This window comes from Collinsella sp. Sow4_E3, assembly GCF_052116285.1.
GTDB lineage: Bacteria > Actinomycetota > Coriobacteriia > Coriobacteriales > Coriobacteriaceae > Collinsella.
This window is the reverse complement of sequence record NZ_JBQKLJ010000068.1, coordinates 1-1,113: the sequence shown is the minus strand read 5'-3', so window position 1 is coordinate 1,113 and position 1,113 is coordinate 1. Positions and strand designations below refer to the sequence as shown.

Sequence of the window (1,113 nt, the reverse complement as noted above, 5' to 3'; positions counted from 1 at the left end):
AAAATCCCGCCGCTTCGGTGTCCAGCTTAGCCCCGTGTATTGTCGGCGCATGTCCACTCGACCAGTGAGCTGTTACGCACTCTTTGAATGCATGGCTGCTTCTAAGCCAACATCCTGGTTGTCTGGGCGGACGCACATCCTTTGCCACTCGGCTGGAACTTGGGGACCTTAGCGGGCGGTCCGGGCTGTTTCCCTCTCGAGCACACAGCTTAGCCCACATGCTCTGACTGCCGCGCTCTGGGCCGCCGGCATTCGGAGTTCGGTTGGATTCGGTAGGCGGCGAAGCCCCCTCGTCCATCCGGTGCTCTACCTCCGGCGGTGAACGCGCGACGCTAGCCCTAAAGCTATTTCGGGGAGAACGAGATATCTCCGGGTTTGATTGGCCTTTCACCCCTATCCGCAGGTCATCGCCGCCGTTTTCAACCGACGTGCGTTCGGCCCTCCACGGGGTCTTACCCCCGCTTCAGCCTGCCCACGGATAGCTCACCCGGCTTCGCGTCCGCGGCGCGGGACTCAAGTCGCCCTGTTAAGGCTCGCTTTCGCTCCGGCTCCCTTTCGGTTAACCTCGCCCCGCGCCAGCGACTCGCTGGCTCATTCTACAAAAGGCACGCCGTCACACCTAATAGGTGCTCCGACTGCTCGTGGGCGCACGGTTTCAGGTACTGTTTCACTCCCCTCCCGGGGTGCTTTTCACCTTTCCCTCACGGTACTGGTGCGCTATCGGTCACAGGGTAGTACTCAGGCTTGGATGGTGGTCCACCCAGGTTCGGACCGGGTTTCACGTGCCCGGCCCTACTCAGGGACCGCGTCGCGCCGTCCGGTCTGGGTTCGCGTACGGGGCTGTCACCCGCTGCGGCCGGCCCTCCCATGCCGTTCCGCTCCCCAGCCGGACCTGCGCCCGGGGGCGGCAGCCCCCGGATGCGCGGCCCTGCAACCCCGCCGGCGGAACCCCTGCCGGGTACGCCCGCTCGACGGTTTGGCCATCGGTCCCCTTTCGCTCGCCGCTACTCGGGGAGTCTCGAGATTGATTTCCTCTCCTCCGGGTACTTAGATGTTTCAGTTCCCCGGGTTGTCCTCCCCCCGCCTATGTGTTCAGCGGGGGGATATCCGTAC

1 rRNA gene is annotated in these 1,113 nt (G+C 64.2%); it reads right to left on the bottom strand.

From position 1 onward, the window contains the following. Positions 1-1,113 (bottom strand): 23S ribosomal RNA (locus ACTQ48_RS11235); the annotation flags it as partial.